Here is a 19,560-nt window from a genome sequence, read left to right on the forward strand (position 1 = left end):
CAATAATTGGGGCTTTTTCGGTTAAGCAGTTAGATACCGTTAGTTTTGCGTACACGTAACGCAAATTTACATGCACCTTATAACGAGTATGGCTTAAATATTCGCTACGTTAATAAACATGGATTCATCGATGTTTGAAGAGGAAATCTCCGCTTCGTTAAACCCATACTCTGCTCGCTCACCTTCTCTATCAAGTGGCAAGTTTTCAAAATCAAATAGATTCTTGTCGGCTAACTGACTAGGGCTCACGTTTTGAATCGATTTAAAGATCTTTTCTACACGACCTGGGGTCTTTTTATCCCAGTCAATCAGCATGGCTTTAATGCTCTGACGTTGCAGGTTTTCTTGTGAACCACATAGGTTACAAGGAATAATTGGAAACGCCTTATGTTCCGCGTATGCGATCAAATCAGTTTCGCGGCAATAGGTTAACGGGCGTATGACCACGTTACGACCATCATCAGAGCGCAGCTTTGGCGGCATCGCTTTTAAGCGTGCACCGTGAAACATATTCAAAAACATTGTTTCTACAATGTCATCAAGGTGGTGACCAAGAGCAATCTTCGTAGCACCAATCTTTTCAGCAAATGAATATAATGTGCCACGACGTAGTCGAGAGCAAAGACCACAGGTGGTTTTACCTTCTGGGATCTTTTCTTTTACTACCGAGTAGGTATCTTTATCGACGATGTAATACGGAATGTTAAGTGTTTCAAAATAGTCGGGTAAAATATGCTCTGGAAAGCCAGGCTGCTTTTGGTCTAAGTTTACGGCGACAACATCAAAGCGGATCGGCGCGGCTTCCTTGAGTTTCAACAGGATATCTAACATCGCAAACGAGTCTTTTCCACCACTGATACACGCCATCACTACATCATTTTCTTCGATCATGTTGTAGTCGACAATTGCGTTACCAACATTTCTCCTCAGGCGTTTCTGGAGTTTGTTGAATTCAAGCGTGTCTTTTCTGGTATCTTTTTGATTCATTACGAGTTCTCATACTACCGATTGGTTTGACGGATTGTACCGACAGATGCGTTATAGGGCGCGGATTATACTTTGTTTTATGGGAAGAGAAAACTAGCAAAGCTAGGATAAACGTGAGAGTTTGTTTTATTACGTGTACAAATTGAATCGATATACTCAGTTTCGCGTACGACGAAAATAGCGACACTTGTCATGTCACCATTTTCTTTGGTTATTGCTCACTAATAACTATCAATTAATAGTGAGCAATAAGCGACTATTACTTACTAACTACTAACCATCGAGCAATGACTGGATTTATTTGCTTGTTGGCAAATACGGCAACACTCGACTCGTTTTTCCGGGTAAGCGCATAAAGCCATTAGTGCCTATCTGTTCAAGTGAGATTTGAGCTTTGCCGTCGACGACCGGCACAGAATGACCATCAGATAACTCTATCCTCCCGTCAGACACATCGGAAAACTCCAATGTTAAGCCAATGACGTCGGCTGTAAACCATCCGGAGAACATGCCGCCTAAATCTTCTAACATTGTTTGCATTTGTGGTAGTAAGCGCTCAACTTCTTGATACGATACTTCCCCAGAAAATGGCTGTTTGGTCATAACGACCATTGAGAAGTCGCATTGCTGAGTTTGTGGTGTTTGTACATACACAAGTGGATTTGCTGCTTTCAAATTATCGTCTAGTGGAACTAACAGTTCGTTAAATTCACTCGACTTTAACTCTTCATATTTTTTTTCTTTTTCCATCCATGCTTTGTCTATTTTACAAAGCTGTTGTGTTTGCGCATCGACAAAGAAAAAACCAACTTTGACATCTTCATGTCCTTCTTTAGCGTTGTTTTTCATTTGGGAATAAAGCTTAGAATAGGTAAATCGATATTCTTGCGCGGTTGCGGGTAACGATACGGCCGCTACCAGGAGGCTGACTAAGGCAAAACTGACTGCTTTCTTCATAGTTTTTATTTTGATATCCAGAATTCTTCATTATGGCGAATCATCGCTTGTAAGTCTTTGACGTATGCCTCACCGCGCTCCGAGTAGCGCAACAATCCGTTGGTGAGTTTCAATGCCGACGCTTCCGTAAGTGGTGATTGCCCTTCGTCTCTAATTTGACTACGAATAGTCCGTAGTTCAGCGTAAGCATTGTTGCGATTTACGTTCATGAAATATCCATAAATGGATTCTTGTGGCGATGAAAATTTAGCCACCTCATGAGATTTTCCGGCCCCTCTTTGTAAAGGGACGACGCCACAGCCTTCGCTGTAACACCACTGACCAAAATAGTTATTGGCTTCTTTAGCAAAGCGGGATGTGCCCCACGCTGATTCATTTGCCGCTTGAGTTAGAACCAGTGCTTCAGGTAGTACGTCTACCCTATGTAGAAGTTGCTCAATCCACTGATAGGTCACCTCTGTTGGTTCTAGGTTGTATAAACGACCTAACCGTTTGGCTGTTTCAATTTGCTCTTGAGTTAAAGATTGCTCGTCTAACGCATTCTTGAATCGCAAAATACGCTGGCGCTCTTTCTCTATTCGAGCGTTTTCAATCTCGATACCGGGTCTAAGATAATCAAAGAACGTCTGTTTTTTCGTTTTTGTGTCAGTGATTGTGGCGATATCAGGGGGTGAATCAGATATCGGTACCAACGCTGGCTCCGAGACGTCGCCATCTTCAGAACGTTCGCGGTCGTGACCGAGATACAAAAAAGTACTACCCGATAACAACACGGCTGCCGCCATTAGTTTATGAGACTTACGCATCGAAGACCTCTGGATTTTTATTTGTTCTATCATTTTCACCGTTTGGCGGATTCCCTTGATGGTCATCAAAATCATTATCTTGAGACGCAGTCACTTGCAATTTAACCCCAAACATTTCACGGTAAATAATACCTTTGACGTGGAAGAAGAATGGTAAAACAAAGATCAAACCCAACCCATAAAACATAGCCCCGACAACAAACATCAACATCATTAACGTGTAAATACCGGCGAGCACGAAGATTTTTTTATTGACGGCTCTTAGTGACAACAACAATGATTGCATCGGTGGTATGCGTTTTTCACAAATGAGTAGAATAGACTGGCTAAACGCGAGTGATAGATACATCGAAATAAAAGGCAACAACATCCCTATCACACCTTGCAATACCAGACTGGCAAGGGTCGCAATAATAATGGGTACCGTAAACTGTAATCCTTTCGCTATATGACGAGGTTTTGTCGATAGACCGCATGCATGGCTCATCGCCATCAATGAAACACTGGCATAAAAAGGCGCACTAACAACTTCATAACTGAAGTTCGCGACAAAAATAGCCTGAAATATGCGCTCATCTAGTAATGACGGATCTTGAAATGCTTGTAAAATTACACCGGGGTCACCGAGTTGAAGTTTTAGTGCAACATAAAAAATCCCGAGCTGAACAAAGATGAGTGCGATAATGGCGGGTGAAAACGACATAAAGTGTTTCATGGTTTGTTTCCAAGCTTCTTGGAAAATCGCGCCAGCTTTCAGTTCATACTGACCTGAGACTGCACGTTCAATACTCCCACCCAGATTAAAGTCTCTTTCAAAATCATTTTTCATAGTTTTTCCATGTCACACTCGCGAATGTGAACGTCTATTTTTTCGTTAAAAAGGCTGCGCCATTATAGCGACATCAAGCGATCATTATCACTCTTATAAGCTTGCTTTATTATCTTTTTGGATAATAATTAACCACTTGATAAGTTAAAATTTTCATCTTGGTGCTGTGTAATACAAGTATGGTAAATAATGTTTAGTTTTACCTGCAATTTTTTTCTGTATCAAGATGAAAAAATGCTTTGATTTCACTCAATTGGTGATTATGATGCGCGCCTCAATCATGTATAGCAACCGGCCTATAAACAAAAAATGGCCAAGGTGGAGATAAACAGACATTGAAAGCTCAACAATCAGTAGGAACACCAGTCGTACAGCTCTCTGGTGTCAGTAAAAGTTTCGATGGTAAGGAAATCATCGCAAATCTAGACTTGAACGTTAATCATGGTGAATTCCTCACTATTTTAGGCCCTTCTGGCTGCGGTAAGACAACCGTACTTAGAATGATTGCAGGTTTTGAAACCGTTGATGGCGGTACAATAAGGCTTGCAGACCATGACGTCACCGAAGTTCCTGCTGAACAAAGGCATGTCAACACCGTATTCCAAAGCTATGCCCTATTCCCCCACATGACTGTTTTTGAAAATGTGGCGTTCGGATTGCGCATGCAAAAAGTGCCAAGTGCTGACATTGAACCAAGAGTATTAGAAGCACTCAAAATGGTTCGATTGGAGAAAATGGCGCAACGTAAGCCTCATCAATTATCAGGTGGTCAACAACAACGTATCGCTATTGCACGTGCGGTCGTCAATAAGCCTAAAGTGTTGCTTCTTGATGAATCACTATCTGCGCTCGACTACAAGTTACGTAAACAGATGCAGATCGAATTGAAGCAATTACAAAGACAGCTTGGTATTACCTTCATTTTTGTTACGCATGACCAAGAAGAAGCCTTATCCATGTCGGACCGCATCATCGTTATGCGCGATGGTGTGATTGAGCAAGATGGTTCGCCTCGAGAAATATACGAAGAACCAAAGAACTTGTTTGTTGCTCGCTTCATTGGTGAAATCAATGTGTTTAATGCAACGGTTAATCATCGTATTGATGAAAAGCGTATCCACGCGACCATTGAAGATCATGAATGTATTGTTTATCACGATAGCCCGTGTTTAGAAGGTGACCAGTTGCAAGTTCTACTCCGCCCAGAAGACTTGCGTATTGAAGAAATCAAAGAATCTGAGACTAAAGGCATTGTTGGTCATGTGGCTGAACGTACCTATAAAGGAATGACACTGGATTCTGTGGTTGAACTCGAATCAGGGATGCGAGTAATGGTCAGCGAGTTTTTCAACGAAGACGATCCCGATGTGGATCACTCTCTGGGACAAAAAGTTGCCGTCACTTGGGTTGAAAGCTGGGAAGTGGTATTAAAAGATGAGCAAGAAATTTAATTTACAAAATGCCATCATCACCTTAATTGTGAGCTGGTTAGTACTCTTTGTACTGATTCCCAATGTGATGATCATCGGCACCAGTTTTTTAACGCGAGATGAAGCCAATCTTATTGAGTTGACCTTTACGTTAGATAACTACGCTCGATTATTGGATCCTTTGTACGCCAAGGTTGTATTTCACTCGTTCTATATGGCGATTATTGCAACATTAATCTGCCTTGTCGTCGGCTATCCATTTGCTTACATCGTCGCAAAAATGCCGGAAAAATGGCGACCGTTCATGCTTTTTTTGGTCATTGTGCCATTTTGGACGAATTCTCTAATCAGAACCTATGGGCTAAAGATTGTCCTTGGTACTCAAGGGATTTTAAATAAAGGGTTAATCGCACTTGATATCATCGATAAGCCGCTGAGGATTATGTATACAGAAACAGCAGTCATGATTGGCTTAGTCTATATTCTGCTTCCTTTTATGATTCTACCCTTGTATTCAGCATTGGAGAAACTCGACAATACTTATATTGAAGCAGCAAAAGATCTAGGCGCAAATAAATGGCAAACCATTACTAAAGTCATCTTGCCACTAACAATGCCAGGAATCATTGGTGGCTGTTTATTAGTGCTATTGCCAGCACTTGGTATGTTCTATATCGCTGATTTATTAGGCGGCGCTAAAAATCTATTGATCGGTAACGTCATTAAAAGTCAGATATTAAACGCAAGAGATTGGCCATTTGGTGCTGCCACCAGTATCGCCCTAACAGCCGCGATGGCGGTCATGTTATACGCCTATTATCGAGCGGGTAAATTATTAAATCGTAAAGTGGAGCTCGAATAATGGGTCGCACTGCTAAATTTGGTTTCATGACGCTTGTCTATGCGTTTTTGTATTTGCCGATTATTGTACTCATTGCTAACTCATTCAATGCTAATAAGTTTGGTATGAAATGGGGTGGATTGACCACAAAGTGGTACCACGCGTTGTTTAACAATGACAGCTTAATGCAAGCCGCCTGGCATTCTATTAATGTCGCTGTGTTTTCAGCAACCGCCGCCACATTAGTTGGCAGTCTAACGGCCGTGGCCCTATTTCGATATCAGTTTAAGGGCAAAAAAGCGGTAAGCGGGTTGTTGTTTATCGTGATGATGTCCCCTGATATTGTGATGGCCATTTCGTTACTCGCAATTTTCTTAGTCATGGGCGTACAACTCGGTTTCCTAACGTTATTGGTAGCGCATATTACTTTCTGCTTACCTTTCGTTGTTGTAACGGTCTATAGCCGTTTGAAAGGTTTCGACGTTAAAATGTTGGAAGCGGCAAAAGATTTAGGAGCCAGCGAATGGACGATACTCAAACAGATTATCTTCCCTCTTGCTAAGCCCGCTATCGCTGGAGGGTGGCTATTAAGTTTCACCTTATCACTCGATGATGTCATTGTAAGTTCGTTTGTTACTGGACCAACTTACGAGATACTGCCACTTAAGATTTATTCAATGGTCAAAGTTGGTATCTCACCTGAAGTCAATGCGCTGGCAACAATTATGCTCATTGTTTCTCTAGCGTTAGTCATGACATCGCAGTTTCTTGCTCGAGAGAAAATTAAATAATCACACAACTTTAAGTGAGAGCAGAATGGCTCTGCCACTCTGCTCTTTTTTTATCTATGCCTTTAAGGCAGCGTTTGTTTGGAGCTTACGTCAATGAAAAAATGGGCTACTTTATTAGCTGGTAGTGCATGTGCACTTTCTCTTGCATCTGGCATGGTGAGTGCAAAAGAACAACAATTGGTTTTCATGAACTGGGGACCATATATCAATAGCAATATCCTTCAGCAATTTACCAAAGAAACAGGCATCAAGGTTATCTATTCAACCTATGAATCGAACGAAACCTTATACGCTAAATTGAAAACGCATAATAAAGGGTATGACTTGGTTGTTCCTTCCACCTATTTCGTGGCTAAAATGCGTGATGAAGGCATGTTGCAAAAAATTGATAAATCCAAATTAAACAATTTCCATAATTTGGATCCAAATTATCTAAATAAACCGTATGACCCTAACAACGATTATTCGATACCTCACGTCGTCGCCATCACTGGGCTTGCGGTTAATACCGATATGTATGACCCAGAAGACTTTACCAGCTGGGCAGACTTATGGAATCCGGAGCTCGAAGGTCAGCTGATGATGATGGATGATACTCGTGAGGTCTTTCACATCGCTCTTCGTAAGCTCGGATATTCAGGAAATACCACGGATCAAAAAGAAATCGATGAGGCCTACGCGGAGCTTAAAAAACTCATGCCGAATGTTTTAGTCTTTAACTCTGATAATCCCGGTTCGCCTTATATGTCAGGTGAAGTCGGGCTAGGTATGCTGTGGAATGGCTCCGCCGCCGCCGCACAGAAAGAAGGTGTACCTCTTGAGCTAGTCTTTCCAAAAGAAGGCGGTATTGGTTGGGTCGATAACTTTGCAATTAGCTCAGGTGCTGAAAACGTAGAAGCCGCTCACAAGATGATTGATTTTTTGTTACGTCCCGAGATTGCTGAACAAATCTCGACCGACACTGGCTACTTAACTGGCGTCAAAGCATCCAACGACAAGTTTAAGCATGAACCCGCCCTATTTCCTTCCCAAGAAGATTTAGACCGGGTTGAATGGCAAGACTCTGTAGGCGAAAAGACCGTGGTTTACGAAGATTATTTCATGAAACTAAAAGCAGGCCAGTAATTAAAAGTGGGGGTTACAAAATAGGTGGCATTAGCCACCTGTTTTTATATTTACAGCACGATAAGTACCTAAACGTTTATTTTTTGTAAACAGCCACATAGAGATATGCTCTAATTACTGGTATAATCTTGTGACTCACGTCATATTCTTTATGATGATCAAAGTAATAAATTGTTGGCATCAAGGCCAACAATCTATTTTCATGCCTGCTATGGCTCTTTGTTTATAACAATACAAACGGAAAAGTAATGAAAAGCAAACTGTATGCTAGCGCACTTTGTGCGGCGACTCTCTTCACTACACCGGCGTTTGCTGCCAACGAAGAACTCTATTTTTATAACTGGTCTGAATACATCCCGAATGAAGTCTTAGAAGACTTTACGAAGGAGACAGGCATTAAAGTCTTCTACTCAACCTACGAATCTAACGAAAGCATGTATGCCAAGTTAAAAACTCAAGGCTCAGGTTATGATTTAGTGGTTCCTTCTACGTATTTTGTTTCAAAAATGCGTAAAGAAGGCATGCTCCAAGAAATTGATAAAGAAAAACTATCACATTTCAAAGATTTGGATAGTAACTACCTTGATAAACCTTTTGACCCCGACAACAACTTTTCTATTCCTTATATTTGGGGCGCAACGGGCATCGGCGTAAACACAGATATGCTCGATAAGTCTACCGTTACCAGCTGGGATGACCTTTGGGATCAGCAGTGGGAAGGCCAATTAATGATGATGGATGACTCTCGTGAAGTATTCCACATCGCGCTAACTAAGTTAGGCTACTCTCCTAATACGACTAACCCGGACGAAATTAAAGCCGCTTACGAAGAACTCAGAAAACTGGTTCCAAACGTGCTGGTTTTCAACTCTGATTTTCCTGCAAACCCGTATTTAGCAGGAGAAGTGTCGTTAGGTATGTTATGGAATGGTTCAGCGTATATGGCTCGCCAAGAAGGTGCCTCTATTGAGATTGTTTGGCCCGATAAAGGCACAATTTTCTGGATGGATAGCTTAGCGATTCCTTCAGGGGCTAAAAATGTTGACGCTGCGCATAAGATGATTGATTTTCTTCTTCGTCCTGAAAATGCAGCAAAAATCGCGCTTGAAATTGGCTATCCTACACCAGTCAAAACCGCTTACCCGTTACTTCCTAAAGAGTTCGCGGAAGATCCAAATGTATTTCCGCCACAAGAAGTTATGGACTCGGGTACATGGCAGGATGAAGTAGGCGAAGCTGGCACGTTATACGAAGAGTATTTCCAAAGACTCAAGGTTGATAACTAAGCGACCTTGATAACGAATCTACTTCGATAATTAAGCGACCTAAAGTTTTGGCTATTTACAAAAAAGCCAAGTGTCATTGACTTAAAAGCCCTCATACGAGGGCTTTTTCTTATCTTGGTCTTGCTGCTTTAATTCGACTCAGCAGGAAGTGGCGTTATTATGTGTTTGGATTGAAAGGACTTCTTTTACAAGTTTAGGGACTTCAATGCTTGCTTTACCATAGCGCTTTTCTTCAAATTCACTCTCAACTGCACTCGGCTCTAAATTTATCTCAATCGTATGGGCGCCATGCATTTTAGCGTCATGCACAAATCCTGCTGCCGGATACACCACGCCAGACGTCCCAATAGAAATGAACAAATCTGCAGTCTCTAATGCGGAGTAGATATCCCCCATTCTTAAGGGCATCTCACCAAACCAAACAATGTGTGGGCGAACTTGACTTGGAAGTTGACAACAATGACATAAGTCTCCAGTGACAATGTCACCTTTCATCTCCGTGACCTGCCCTGACTCTGAACAACGAGCTTTTAGTAGTTCACCATGCATGTGAATCACATTGTCACTGCCACCACGTTCATGAAGGTTATCGATGTTTTGGGTAATTATCGTCACAGTACCCTCTAAATCACGTTCTAACTGACCAAGTGCCAAGTGTGCCGCATTCGGTAGAATACTCGTTTGCTGAAGCTTATGGCGCCTTTGATTGTAGAACGACTGAACTAAATCTGGGTCTCGTGCAAAACCCTCTGGGGTCGCCACATCCTCAATTCGATGGTTTTCCCACAAACCATCTTGTGCTCGGAAGGTTTGGATTCCTGACTCAGCCGAGATACCAGCACCCGTTAATACTACGATATTCTTGTAGGGGAACTTCATTAACATTCCTTGTTCTGACGTAGAGTGATACCACAAGATTAACATGGAATTAGACACCTGCCCTATATTTACGCCTTAGACCATAGTCTAATGTGCGACATTTCAATAAGTTAATGGCTTTTAAATCACGTTGTTCTTGTAAAAATCATAATCCGAGACAAAAAAATAAGCATCTTAAGATGCTTATTTTTTCAAGTAGAACTCAATTCGCTTGTGAACTAATGTAGTAGGCTTACATTCAATTAGTCTTCACTTGTTGATGATATTTTATGAATCGCTAAATCTGCACCATTAAATTCATCTTCTTCAGACAGTCTAAGGCCTGTTAATTTGTCCAAAATACCATAAACCATAAATGCACCAACCAAAGCAACGGCAATACCAGCAAGCGTTCCAACTAGTTGAGCCGCTAAACTCACCCCACCTAGGCCTCCTAAGGCACTTTGACCAAATATACCTGCCGCGATACCACCCCATGCTCCACATAAACCGTGCAGTGGCCATACACCTAACACATCATCAATTTTCGTTTTGTTTTGAATATAGGTAAATACCCACACAAACATCGCGCCGGCAATTGATCCGGTAATAAGAGCGCCGATTGGGTGCATTAAGTCCGAACCAGCACAGATTGCCACTAAACCTGCTAACGGTCCATTGTGAATAAAGCCTGGGTCATTTTTGCCGACAATGAGTGCTGCTAAAATGCCACCTACCATTGCCATCAGTGAATTCATCGCCACTAAGCCACTAATACCTTCTAGCGCTTGCGCTGACATAACGTTAAAACCAAACCAACCCACACTTAGAATCCAAGCACCTAAAGCAAGAAAGGGAATGTTTGACGGTGCAAAGTTGGTATGTTTACCAGCACGTACGCGGCCCCTTCGCATCCCCAAAAATAGGACGGCAACCAATGCTATCCAACCACCAACACCATGAACAACAACGGAGCCAGCAAAATCATGAAAGCCTGCTCCAAACGTTGTTTCGAGCCAGCCTTGAAAACCAAAGTTTCCGTTCCAAATCATCCCTTCAAAGAACGGGTAAACCAGTCCTACGGTAAAGAACGTTGCCAATAATATTGGATAAAACCTCGCGCGCTCTGCAATACCCCCAGAAACAATCGCGGGAATTGCCGCTGCAAACGTCAATAAGAAAAAGAATTTAACCAGTTCATAACCATTACCTTGCGACAGTGTTTCCGCATCTGCGAAGAAGGTTCCACCGTATGCGACCCAATAACCTATAAAGAAATAAGCGATGGCAGACACGCCAAAGTCCGCAAGGATTTTGACTAAAGCATTTACCTGGTTTTTGTGTCTTACGGTTCCAACCTCAAGAAATGCAAATCCTGCGTGCATCAGAAATACCATGATGGCACCAAGTAACAGGAACAATGTATCTGAACTTTGCGTGAGGGTTTGTACGGCGCCATGTACCTGTTCTACCGAAGGGGTCATGTATCAATTACTCCTTTAAACGAAAAATATCCTGATAAGCACTAATATTGTGCTCTATCTTATTGTGACCACACCATAATGGTGACCACAACCAGCATTCGTTTAGTAGAGCAAAATCCATTCCAAAAAGTACACGCTGACAAAATTAACATAATGCACTGTTATTAAAGAATTTATTATTTAATAACAGACTCGCGAGAGTGACACCAACTCATCCGGTTGCACCTCGATGGTGAAAAGCACCAATATAGGGCGCACCGATTTGTTGCAACTTTGTTTTATATGTTGCTAATTAAAACGTATTAGTACTGCATCGACGGCCGTTACTATGCACCACCTCAAATGCCATCATATTAAATGTTACTAATAACACCACGCTCCAACTTAGCGTTACATACTTTTAGAAAAGAAAAAGGCTCCATTTAAATGGAGCCTTCGTAATGGCAAATCTTATCCAATCACATTTATTGTGTTGTATCGATAAGTTGCGGTCCTTTGTCAAACGTCAAAGGAATATTTTGCTTTAGCATACTCATGCCTTTGAACATTCTGATAATCCAAACAACAATAGCAACCGCCGCAAACAACATCCCGACATACGGGATGACGTGTGCTAACTGATCTATCCAGGTCGCTTGGTACCAATAATGCGTAACACCTTTTAGCAATCCGTTAGAGGTTGCCACTGTCACAATAAGAACGACAAAGAATGTTAGATTAAGAAAAAACGTGCGTATCAAACCATAATAATGAGAATTGACCACCTCACCATCTTCTCCTTTGTCCAACCGATATCCAGCATAAATAATCGCAATGACACCCGAAAGAAGCAGTGTAAATGGCGTGAACAGGCTCAAGATATACGCATACCAAATACCTTTATGATGTTGGTCCATAATAACAGACACTCCTTTACGTCAGTTTCTCATCAGGTTTCGTTGCCGAGGTTGCTCGTGAATCACCCATGGCCTCAGTTTCTTGGCCTTGCTTGTCTTTCACTTCCTCATACCACAAATCATGATGTTCTTTTGCCCATGTTTCATCGACATCACCCGTGACCATTCCTTCGAGGGCCCCTTCCATACCGAATAAACCAATGTAAATATGAAATACGAATCCACAGATCAGAATTAGCGCAGAGAACATGTGAACCAAGTTCGACAATTCCATATCACGGCGAGTTTGGCCAAATATTGGGAAATCCATAATGAGTCCACTCACTGCGGCAACGGCACCAAAACAAATCAACAACCAATAGATTGCTTTTTCGCCACCATTAGAAAATCCAGCCGATGGGTGCTTTCCTTTATGCTTACCAACCATGCCCCCGAGTTTCATAAACCACTGCATGTCTGTCTTATTAAAAATGGACTTCCTCCACCATTTAAACAGCACAGCAAACAATAAAATGAAGAACAATGGACCCACGTAGTTATGGTATTGCTTAGCGATGTAAATCGTCCAACCCCATAACTCTGTCGGAACATAAGGCTTCATAAAATGCTTACCGTAAACAAGCATCAAGCCACTAAAAGCCAAGGTTAAGAACGTAAACGCCATGCTCCAGTGAAGTGCACGGTCCATCCGAGACCATCGCCTTATTTTTTTACCTGTCCTCGCCGCACTAAGTTTAAGCGGACCAACAATAAAGTACATCAGCACTACCATTGCGATACTGCCAAAAATGGCGACAGCTGCTGCAGGCGACATCCATTTCTCTTTTAAAATGAACCAGGTTTCACCCGGAGTACTAATGAGTACTCCATGTTCTGGTGACGCAGAGGTTGTTGTACCTTTTACCCCTTCCTTAACTGCACGCCAATAATCAGCGCCAGCTAACTGGATCATCTCACTTTGGACCACCTTGTCATTTTTGCTCTCTTCTGCTTTGACTGCAAACGACAACATCAGCATCAATGCTGCCAATAATGGCAGCATTGCAAGAGCTTGGTTTCTAAGCGTACTTAGCATACATGCTCTCCATTAGCTCTTTGTTGCGTCATAAGAAAGATCGTTGCCATCGGTCCAACCCGCATTTTTTGCGCCACGCTCAACAACACGTTGGCGGAAAATGTCAGACACGGTTTCTGCATCACCTGCAAGCAACGCTTTAGTCGAACAAAGTGATGCACACATTGGTAACTTGCCTTCCGCTATACGGTTTGCACCGTACTTAGCGCGCTCTTCTTCTGAGTTATCTTCAGTTTCAGGGCCGCCAGCACAGAAAGTACACTTATCCATTTTCCCACGCTCGCCAAATGACGCTTGCTTAGGAAATTGAGGGGCACCAAACGGACACGCAAATAAACAGTAGCCACAGCCAATACACAAGTCTTTGTTATGCAGCACGATGCCATCTTCGGTATGCTCAAAACAATCAGCAGGACAAACGGCCATACAAGGCGCATCCGTACAGTGCATACATGCCACCGAGATAGAGTTCTCACCAGGTTCGCCATCGTTTAACGTAACAACTCGGCGGCGTTGTATACCCCACTCAAGTGCATCATCGTTTTCGTTTTTACATGCTGTGACACAGCCGTTACAGTCAATACAACGTTTGGTGTCACAAAGGAATTTCATTCTAGCCATGTTATGACTCCTTACGCTTTCTTGATGTTACAAAGGGTGACTTTAGTTTCTTGCATCTGCGTTACCGGATCATAACCATAGGTTGTGGCGGTGTTTGCAGCTTCACCAAGAATATAAGGATCACTACCCTCTGGATATTTGGAACGAAGGTCTTCACCTTGGAATTTGCCGCCAAAGTGGAATGGAACGAAAGCTAAACCGGGCTTCACGCGACGTGTAACCAGTGCTTTAACTTTAATTCGTCCTTTTTCTGCACCTTCGACCCAAACCATATCGCCATCTTTAAAGCCGATATCATTCGCATCTTTCGGGTTGACTTCGACGAACATTTCACGTTGCAGTTCTGCAAGCCAAGGGTTGGAACGCGTTTCTTCTCCGCCCCCCTCATATTCAACCAATCGACCAGACGTCAGAACAATCGGATACTCCTTCGACTTATCTTGATCTTGAATCGATTTGTAAAGTGTCGGTAGTCGGTAGATAGACTCACTATCATCCCAAGTAGGATAGTCAACGACCAAATCACGGCGTGGGGTATACAATGGCTCTCTGTGTAGCGGCACTCGATCAGGGAACGTCCAAACAATCGCACGCGCTTTGGCATTACCAAAAGGCATACAGCCATGTTTAATCGCGACTCGTTGTATGCCACCAGATAAGTCAGTCTTCCAGTTTTTACCTTCTGCTGCGGTTTGTTCGTCTGGTGTTAGATCACCCCACCAACCCAACTGTTTAATCAGCTTATCGGTGAATTCTGGGTAACCATCTTCAATTTCACACCCTAACGAATAACTGTCTTCAGCCAGTAAACTTTCGCCTTCGAATTCCACGCCAAATCGAGCACGGAAGTTACCACCGCCCTCTGCGACAGGCTTCGACGTATCGTAAAGAATATGGGTACCTGGGTGTTTCATTTCTGCAGTACCCCAACATGGCCAAGGTAAACCATAGGTTTCTCCGTTTGCCACACCACCCTCTGCAACGAGATTGTTTTTATTGAAAATATGCCAGTTTTGTTGGTGTGCCTTTAAGCGTTCCGGGCTTTGTCCGGTATAGCCTATAGTCCACATACCCTTGTTAAATTCTCGAGTAATATCTTCTATTAACGGCTGATTATTCTCGACTTTAATGTTCTTGAACAATTGGTCAGCAAAACCAAGTTTTTGCGTTAACAGGTACATGATTTCATGATCGGGCTTGGAGTCGAATAGTGGCTCAATGACCTTATCACGCCACTGTAGCGAGCGATTCGATGCAGTGACTGAACCATAGGTTTCAAACTGCGTGGTTGCGGGCAATAGATAAACACCGTCGGTTCTATCGTTCATGACTGCCGCGTGCGTTGGATACGGATCCACAATCACCATCATGTCGAGTTTAGACATGGCCGATTTCATTTCGACACCACGAGTTTGTGAGTTGACCGCGTGACCCCAATAGAACATTGCCCTAATGTTATCATTTTGCTCGATGTTGTCTTTGTTTTCCAAAACGCCATCGATCCAACGAGATACGGGAATACCCATATTATTCATTGGTTTCTTACCACGGTATTCATTCTGGTCAAAACGTCCTTTGACCCATTCGTAATCCACGTCCCACACTTTAGCCCAATGCTTCCAAGAACCATCCGCTAGGCCATAGTAGCCAGGTAACGTATGTGAAAGCACCCCTAAATCGGTTGCGCCTTGAACGTTATCGTGACCACGGAAGATATTGGCACCGCCGCCAGATTTACCCAAGTTACCAAGCGCCAGTTCTAACACACAGTAAGCACGAGTATTATTGTTTCCTGTCGTGTGCTGAGTACCACCCATACACCAAATGATACTGCCCGGGCGGTTGTCAGAAAGCAGTTTAGCCGCTTTATAGACGTCAGCTTCGCTGACACCCGTAACACGCTCTACTTCTTCTGGGCCCCAATTCGCGACTTCTTTACGAATCTCGTCCATACCAAACACACGTTGGCGAATAAACTCCTGGTCTTCCCATTTATTCGCAAAAATATGCCATAGTAGTCCCCAAATAAAGGCGACGTCTGTACCTGGTCTTAATGCACAGAAATGGTCTGATTTTGCGGCGGTTCTCGTTCGACGAGGGTCGGCAACAACAATTTTACAACCATTCTTTTCTTTGGCGATCAAGATATGCTGCATAGCGACAGGATGCGCTTCTGCAGGGTTGGAGCCAATAAATAGCATAGATTTACAATTATGCATGTCATTGAACGAGTTCGTCATCGCCCCGTAACCCCAGGTATTTGCAACCCCAGATACGGTTGTAGAGTGACAAATACGAGCTTGGTGATCGACGTTATTTGTGCCCCACAGTGATGCCATTTTTCTAAACATGTAGGCTTGTTCGTTGTTATGTTTCGCACTTCCAAGCCAGTACACAGAATCCGGTCCTGATTCTTCCCTTATCTCAAGTACCTTGCTACCAATTTCCTCAATGGCTTCATCCCAGGTGAGTTTTTTCCATTTTCCGCCTTCTAGCTTCATTGGGTACTTAAGTCGGCGCTCACCGTGACCATGCTCGCGCAGTGCTGCACCTTTTGCGCAATGTCCACCGGCATTGAATGGATGATCAAACGCAGGCTCTTGCCCTGTCCAAACACCATTTTGTACTTCTGCATAGACACCACAGCCCACAGAACAGTGAGAACATATCGTGCGCTTAATTTCCGTTTTTGCGTCGGCATCTACAGACTTTGCTTCTGCTTTTTTTATCATGCCTGGTGCAAACATATAGGCACCCGCAGCAGCACTACCGGCAGCAATCGTTGAACTGCGCATGAAAGTACGACGGCTGATACCTAATTTGTTTTCTTGTGTGCTCACAGTATTGGAGCGTTTAGTCAGTTTCATCGGTTCGCTCCTAAAGTGTGTCGTAGTAGTCTTTGATGTGTTGAGTTTCACGATAACCTGTTTTCTTTTTCTCATCTAACGGTGCTTCTACAGCATCATTAGTGGCAGCGTGCGCGGTTCCAGTTATCACTGCACCGGCAACTGCGGCTGTCGCAAATCCTTTAAGTAGATTACGACGACTCTCGTTACATAGAGCCTGTTCATCTTGTTTCTTTTGCTTGCTCATATATTGCTCCCTTAGTGGATACTTTTACTCTTTGAGTATGTGTATCTCTAGTAAGCTGAATTACTTAGTCCAGTATGTTTACGTTATTCAATTATTTGGTAGTGATGTTCTTTACGTCGATTTTCATTTTTGTCTTAGTCGAGGTAGGGCTCACGGCATACGCGACCTGCTCCACATTAAGAAATGCATTCATCAAAACAGCGACAGCTTGGTAAAATTGAGCGCTTGGGGCTGATTCCATTTGGCGACAAAGTGCGTCGTACCACGTCGCAATGTGTTGATTAAAAAATATTTTTGCTTCGGTGTTGTCATCTTGATCAATCAATACCGCCATCACCTCAAATAACGCTGCGATATGGTCCTCTGGCTCTTTTACTGTGTCTTCGCGTTCAAGCCCCAAGTCCGCTAAAGATTGACGAACTAATGCGAGTGGCTTTTCCATTAACGAACCGGTTAAATGCCAAGAAGCGAATGGTACAATTTCACCTTTACCAATACCCACAAACATGTCTTGATATTCATCTTCAACACTACTGACTTCCGCATTTTTGGCAGCCTGAGATAACGCTAGCCAAGCAGTGGTCATTTCGTTGATGCCAGTCTCTACTTCAAGACTGGCTAAAAATTCCAATAGATCTCGATCTGGAGCCTGACGACATAACGTCGAAAGCAGAAGATAGATATCGCTGCGTATTTCGTGATGTTGCTCTTCCATCATCTCGACTCCTAGATTTTCAATTGTTGTTCTGGATTTTCGGCCATCGCTTCAAATACATCCACGACTCTACAGTCTTCGCACATCGCGATACGGCGTAATGACATCTCGTCAGAAAAATGTGAGTGACCGCGTAACTTCTCTTGAAGCATGGTAATCATAGACTGTGGTGCAAAAGCTTTCCCACAACGCAAGCACTCCGCTGCTTTTTCTTCGTGAAGAGCGACAACCGATTGGCGTTGTTCCATGTCCCAATTAAGTTGCTGTGTTAATGACAGTGCAGACTCCGGACACGCTTTTTCACACATGCCACATTGCACACAATCTTGTTCAATAAAATCGAGCGCAGGTCTATCACCGGTATTGTGTAATGCCTTAGTAGGACAAACCGCAACACAACCCATGCATAGGGTGCATTTGCTGGTCTCACAGATAACAGAACCAAATGGCGCAGTAGAAGGAAGGGGTTGTATTGTTTCGACAGGAGCATGTTGCGCTGATAACGCGTCTAACGAAAAGTACAGCCTTTCGCGTTTATCACCTTTGATGTCGCCCAACATTAAATTCAGCGGTTGAGTGACTAACGTAGGTAGGCCTTCTCGGAGTGACTCTAGATATAAAACATCGATTGTTTCTCTCGCAAGCCCTAAGTTTTCTAGCAACAACTGCGCCATACCCACTTCGCGGTTTAATACCGTTTGAATCGTCTCTGGCATATGGCGACTGGCGGCGAACATGACTTGTGTAGCCCCGTTGACCAAGGCAGCAAACCAAGTATCCATTCCTACCGATGGCAGCTCCTCAACGACAATGGGGATCACGTTATCTGGTAAGACTTTCAATGCCATTACATTGTAGGTTTCATGGCGGGAGCTGCAGATAAGAATGATGGCATCCTTACCACCTTTTTTATGATAATTCGCAAGTGTTCGTTCAATAAATTTTTGTGTCTCTTGTGGCGTTGGCAAAGCATAGTGAATTGCCTCTGTTGGACACGCTGTCGCGCATGTCCCCACGCCTTGACAAAGATAAGGGTTGATTTCAATTTTATGCCCTATTTTGTCATTGCCTTCGCTTGATAACGCACCCGCGGGGCAAGCATCCACACAGCGCTCACAGCCTTTTACGCCTCTCGAACTGTGCGCACATAAATCCGTATCCAAGCGAAAGTATTTAGGCTTATCAAACGTGCCCATCAGGTCTGGAATTGCCTCAAGCGCTTCGGCTAGTGTTGGATAACCACGCCCTACTGGATAAAAGCCCGGGACAGGTACTTGCTCCGACATGCATCCATTCAAGGTGTGATCAAGAACGATATCAAAACAATCTCTTCCCACTGAGACTTCAGCGAGATTGAGGGTTTGCTGATTACTTTGAATATTGACGGTGAACGTACCTAGAAAGCCTGAAATTTCTACGCTGTCAGCGAAGTATAGGTTGGATTGCTCTGGTGCTGGCACACCATCTGTCGACAATAGGGTCAACGAATGCATGCTACTAAGCTGTTCGGCGGTGCTGGTGATAATTGCCGTAGGTCCAACGATAAGTGTATCACCGTGGCTTTCATAGCTCACGGTCGGTGGGATGAGATTGGCAAGCTCTACGGTGTTTTCAAAAGCATAGAGGCGAGCGGTTCCATTTGCTGTTGTCGATTCTTTTAATAATTGTTTTATCATTGCGTCTTCCAGTGCAGGGATCTTTGCCCCATAGCTTTGGCGTTTTTCGCCATTCCGTAAGAAATTGCAATTTTTGTTCCAACTCGGATT

The 19,560-nt window shown here is 43.3% G+C and carries 18 protein-coding genes; 5 read left to right on the plus strand and 13 right to left on the minus strand.

Annotated elements, in window-relative coordinates; translation table 11 throughout:
* Window positions 1–93 precede the first annotated feature (93 nt).
* The 4 genes from ttcA to ACE1OE_RS16900 form a co-directional block, all read right to left on the minus strand.
* Entirely contained in the window at window positions 94–987 is an 894-nt protein-coding gene (gene ttcA, locus ACE1OE_RS16885; protein WP_102470718.1) for a tRNA 2-thiocytidine(32) synthetase TtcA, read from the minus strand.
* 297 nt (window positions 988–1,284) lie between these two features.
* Complete coding sequence (locus tag ACE1OE_RS16890) at window positions 1,285–1,944, minus strand: DUF2987 domain-containing protein (RefSeq protein ID WP_102470717.1); 660 nt, start codon at window positions 1,942–1,944, stop codon at window positions 1,285–1,287.
* 5 nt (window positions 1,945–1,949) lie between these two features.
* Complete coding sequence (locus ACE1OE_RS16895; protein ID WP_449211740.1) at window positions 1,950–2,750, minus strand: glucosaminidase domain-containing protein; 801 nt, start codon at window positions 2,748–2,750, stop codon at window positions 1,950–1,952.
* Complete coding sequence (locus ACE1OE_RS16900) at window positions 2,743–3,579, minus strand: hypothetical protein (protein WP_372062535.1); 837 nt, start codon at window positions 3,577–3,579, stop codon at window positions 2,743–2,745. Before ACE1OE_RS16900 ends, ACE1OE_RS16895 begins: the two co-directional genes overlap by 8 nt.
* 335 nt (window positions 3,580–3,914) lie before the next feature.
* Between ACE1OE_RS16900 and potA the strand changes: the two genes are divergently transcribed.
* The 5 genes from potA (at window position 3,915) to ACE1OE_RS16925 (ending at window position 9,052) form a co-directional block, all read left to right on the plus strand.
* Window positions 3,915–5,030, plus strand: coding sequence for a spermidine/putrescine ABC transporter ATP-binding protein PotA (potA, locus tag ACE1OE_RS16905; RefSeq protein WP_449211741.1), 1,116 nt, complete (start codon window positions 3,915–3,917; stop codon window positions 5,028–5,030).
* Window positions 5,014–5,871: a spermidine/putrescine ABC transporter permease PotB gene (potB, locus tag ACE1OE_RS16910; protein WP_102470713.1), complete on the plus strand. Its 858-nt coding sequence runs from the start codon at window positions 5,014–5,016 to the stop codon at window positions 5,869–5,871. The genes potA and potB overlap by 17 nt, the downstream gene beginning before the upstream one ends.
* Window positions 5,871–6,641 carry a spermidine/putrescine ABC transporter permease PotC gene (gene potC, locus ACE1OE_RS16915; RefSeq protein ID WP_449211742.1) on the plus strand — a complete coding sequence of 257 codons (771 nt, stop codon included), beginning with the start codon at window positions 5,871–5,873 and terminating at the stop codon, window positions 6,639–6,641. Before potB ends, potC begins: the two co-directional genes overlap by 1 nt.
* Before the next feature lie 93 nt (window positions 6,642–6,734).
* A complete protein-coding gene (locus tag ACE1OE_RS16920) occupies window positions 6,735–7,766 on the plus strand; it encodes an extracellular solute-binding protein (protein WP_372062539.1) in 1,032 nt (343 codons plus the stop codon).
* 248 nt (window positions 7,767–8,014) lie between these two features.
* A complete protein-coding gene (locus tag ACE1OE_RS16925) occupies window positions 8,015–9,052 on the plus strand; it encodes an extracellular solute-binding protein (RefSeq protein ID WP_449211743.1) in 1,038 nt (345 codons plus the stop codon).
* Window positions 9,053–9,190: 138 nt separating this feature from the next.
* Here ACE1OE_RS16925 and cobB read toward each other — a convergent pair whose 3' ends face one another.
* The 9 genes from cobB to ACE1OE_RS16970 all read right to left on the minus strand — a co-directional run bounded on the left by cobB (window position 9,191) and on the right by ACE1OE_RS16970 (window position 19,470).
* Entirely contained in the window at window positions 9,191–9,931 is a 741-nt protein-coding gene (gene cobB / locus ACE1OE_RS16930; protein ID WP_449211744.1) for a Sir2 family NAD+-dependent deacetylase, read from the minus strand.
* A 242-nt stretch (window positions 9,932–10,173) separates the two neighbouring features.
* Window positions 10,174–11,394, minus strand: coding sequence for an ammonium transporter (locus tag ACE1OE_RS16935; protein ID WP_372062541.1), 1,221 nt, complete (start codon window positions 11,392–11,394; stop codon window positions 10,174–10,176).
* A gap of 464 nt (window positions 11,395–11,858) precedes the next feature.
* Window positions 11,859–12,290: a hypothetical protein gene (locus tag ACE1OE_RS16940; protein ID WP_449211745.1), complete on the minus strand. Its 432-nt coding sequence runs from the start codon at window positions 12,288–12,290 to the stop codon at window positions 11,859–11,861.
* A 16-nt stretch (window positions 12,291–12,306) separates the two neighbouring features.
* Window positions 12,307–13,365: a formate dehydrogenase subunit gamma gene (locus ACE1OE_RS16945; protein ID WP_102470127.1), complete on the minus strand. Its 1,059-nt coding sequence runs from the start codon at window positions 13,363–13,365 to the stop codon at window positions 12,307–12,309.
* A gap of 12 nt (window positions 13,366–13,377) precedes the next feature.
* Window positions 13,378–13,986 carry a formate dehydrogenase FDH3 subunit beta gene (gene fdh3B / locus ACE1OE_RS16950; RefSeq protein ID WP_102470126.1) on the minus strand — a complete coding sequence of 203 codons (609 nt, stop codon included), beginning with the start codon at window positions 13,984–13,986 and terminating at the stop codon, window positions 13,378–13,380.
* An 11-nt stretch (window positions 13,987–13,997) separates the two neighbouring features.
* Window positions 13,998–16,853, minus strand: a complete 2,856-nt coding sequence (locus tag ACE1OE_RS16955) for a formate dehydrogenase subunit alpha (RefSeq protein WP_449211746.1) — start codon at window positions 16,851–16,853, stop codon at window positions 13,998–14,000.
* Between the two features lie 10 nt (window positions 16,854–16,863).
* Complete coding sequence (locus ACE1OE_RS16960) at window positions 16,864–17,079, minus strand: twin-arginine translocation signal domain-containing protein (protein WP_102470124.1); 216 nt, start codon at window positions 17,077–17,079, stop codon at window positions 16,864–16,866.
* Window positions 17,080–17,170: 91 nt separating this feature from the next.
* Complete coding sequence (locus ACE1OE_RS16965) at window positions 17,171–17,794, minus strand: TorD/DmsD family molecular chaperone (protein ID WP_102470123.1); 624 nt, start codon at window positions 17,792–17,794, stop codon at window positions 17,171–17,173.
* Between the two features lie 11 nt (window positions 17,795–17,805).
* Window positions 17,806–19,470 carry a 4Fe-4S dicluster domain-containing protein gene (locus ACE1OE_RS16970; protein ID WP_102470122.1) on the minus strand — a complete coding sequence of 555 codons (1,665 nt, stop codon included), beginning with the start codon at window positions 19,468–19,470 and terminating at the stop codon, window positions 17,806–17,808.
* Between the last annotated feature and the right edge of the window lie 90 nt (window positions 19,471–19,560).

The sequence above is a fragment of the Vibrio sp. E150_011 genome, assembly GCF_053544015.1.

Coding starts and splice junctions, on each gene's coding strand:
- ttcA (WP_102470718.1), bottom strand. CDS start 987: ATGAATCAAAAAGATACCAGAAAAGACACGCTTGAATTCAACAAACTC.
- ACE1OE_RS16890 (WP_102470717.1), bottom strand. CDS start 1,944: ATGAAGAAAGCAGTCAGTTTTGCCTTAGTCAGCCTCCTGGTAGCGGCC.
- ACE1OE_RS16895 (WP_449211740.1), bottom strand. CDS start 2,750: ATGCGTAAGTCTCATAAACTAATGGCGGCAGCCGTGTTGTTATCGGGT.
- ACE1OE_RS16900 (WP_372062535.1), bottom strand. CDS start 3,579: ATGAAAAATGATTTTGAAAGAGACTTTAATCTGGGTGGGAGTATTGAA.
- potB (WP_102470713.1), top strand. CDS start 5,014: ATGAGCAAGAAATTTAATTTACAAAATGCCATCATCACCTTAATTGTG.
- potC (WP_449211742.1), top strand. CDS start 5,871: ATGGGTCGCACTGCTAAATTTGGTTTCATGACGCTTGTCTATGCGTTT.
- ACE1OE_RS16920 (WP_372062539.1), top strand. CDS start 6,735: ATGAAAAAATGGGCTACTTTATTAGCTGGTAGTGCATGTGCACTTTCT.
- ACE1OE_RS16925 (WP_449211743.1), top strand. CDS start 8,015: ATGAAAAGCAAACTGTATGCTAGCGCACTTTGTGCGGCGACTCTCTTC.
- cobB (WP_449211744.1), bottom strand. CDS start 9,931: ATGAAGTTCCCCTACAAGAATATCGTAGTATTAACGGGTGCTGGTATC.
- ACE1OE_RS16935 (WP_372062541.1), bottom strand. CDS start 11,394: ATGACCCCTTCGGTAGAACAGGTACATGGCGCCGTACAAACCCTCACG.
- ACE1OE_RS16940 (WP_449211745.1), bottom strand. CDS start 12,290: ATGGACCAACATCATAAAGGTATTTGGTATGCGTATATCTTGAGCCTG.
- ACE1OE_RS16945 (WP_102470127.1), bottom strand. CDS start 13,365: ATGCTAAGTACGCTTAGAAACCAAGCTCTTGCAATGCTGCCATTATTG.
- fdh3B (WP_102470126.1), bottom strand. CDS start 13,986: ATGGCTAGAATGAAATTCCTTTGTGACACCAAACGTTGTATTGACTGT.
- ACE1OE_RS16955 (WP_449211746.1), bottom strand. CDS start 16,853: ATGAAACTGACTAAACGCTCCAATACTGTGAGCACACAAGAAAACAAA.
- ACE1OE_RS16960 (WP_102470124.1), bottom strand. CDS start 17,079: ATGAGCAAGCAAAAGAAACAAGATGAACAGGCTCTATGTAACGAGAGT.
- ACE1OE_RS16965 (WP_102470123.1), bottom strand. CDS start 17,794: ATGGAAGAGCAACATCACGAAATACGCAGCGATATCTATCTTCTGCTT.
- ACE1OE_RS16970 (WP_102470122.1), bottom strand. CDS start 19,470: ATGATAAAACAATTATTAAAAGAATCGACAACAGCAAATGGAACCGCT.